Below are 459 nucleotides of genomic sequence, written 5' to 3' on the forward strand. Positions count from 1 at the left end.
AAAGTGCTTTACAACCCGAAGGCCTTCTTCACACACGCGGCATTGCTGGATCAGGGTTGCCCCCATTGTCCAAAATTCCCCACTGCTGCCTCCCGTAGGAGTCTGGGCCGTGTCTCAGTCCCAGTGTGGCTGATCGTCCTCTCAGACCAGCTACTGATCGTCGCCTTGGTAGGCTCTTACCCCACCAACTAGCTAATCAGACATCGGCCGCTCCTGTAGCGCGAGGCCTTACGGTCCCCCGCTTTCACCCTCAGGTCGTATGCGGTATTAGCTAATCTTTCGACTAGTTATCCCCCACTACAGGGCACGTTCCGATGTATTACTCACCCGTTCGCCACTCGCCACCAGGCCGAAGCCCGTGCTGCCGTTCGACTTGCATGTGTAAGGCATGCCGCCAGCGTTCAATCTGAGCCAGGATCAAACTCTTCAGTTCAATCTCTGTGTGGGTCCGAAGACCCT

The 459-nt window shown here is 56.4% G+C and carries 1 rRNA gene; it reads right to left on the reverse strand.

Features of this window, described 5'->3' with window-relative positions:
* Nucleotides 1-433: ribosomal RNA gene (locus E1J61_RS34810) — 16S ribosomal RNA — on the reverse strand; the annotation flags it as partial.
* Between the last annotated feature and the right edge of the window lie 26 nt (nt 434-459).

The organism is Cupriavidus sp. L7L (assembly GCF_004353535.1).
In the GTDB taxonomy this organism is placed as follows: Bacteria; Pseudomonadota; Gammaproteobacteria; order Burkholderiales; family Burkholderiaceae; genus Cupriavidus; species Cupriavidus oxalaticus_A.